This is a genomic window from Sphingobium sp. FW306-1B-F04DB, from assembly GCF_058781925.1.
This window is the reverse complement of record NZ_JBYSXE010000151.1, coordinates 1-505: the sequence shown is the minus strand read 5'-3', so window position 1 is coordinate 505 and position 505 is coordinate 1. Positions and strand designations below refer to the sequence as shown.

1 protein-coding gene is annotated in these 505 nt (G+C 57.6%); it reads right to left on the bottom strand.

Annotated elements, in window-relative coordinates; all coding sequences use genetic code 11:
* Window positions 1-15: 15 nt before the first annotated feature.
* Window positions 16-505, bottom strand: a 490-nt coding sequence (locus AC3WJD_RS22130; RefSeq protein ID WP_492749026.1) for an IS30 family transposase, incomplete at its 5' end; no start/stop codon positions are given.

Below are 505 nucleotides of genomic sequence, written 5' to 3'. Positions count from 1 at the left end.
GGTGGATTCAACCGGTCATTGCAACACCTTCTTGAGCCTATCGGCGGGGGTCTCGAAGTCCAATGTTTTTCGAGGGCGCTGATTGAGGCGCAAGGCAATGGCGTTGAGTTCAGCCTGAGAGAAGCGCGATAGGTTGGTGGCTGGCGGGAAATATTGCCGAAGCAGGCCGTTGGTGTTTTCGTTGCTTCCGCGCTGCCAGGGACTGCGCGGATCACAAAAATAGACCTGGATATCGGTTGCGACGGTGAAATTCTTGTGCCGAGCCATTTCCGTCCCTTGATCCCATGTCAGGGAACGTCGCAATTCGAGAGGGAGCTTACCGATCTGCTGTGCCAAGGCTGCCACGATGCTCGTCGAATCCTTCTTCGGCAATTTGATGAGCATTGTGAAACGGCTGTGGCGTTCGACGAGCGTTGCAATGCGCGTGCCGGCGGCCCCAATCAGGAGATCGCCTTCCCAGTGGCCCGGAATAGCGCGATCCGCAGCTTCGGCAGGACGGTCACGG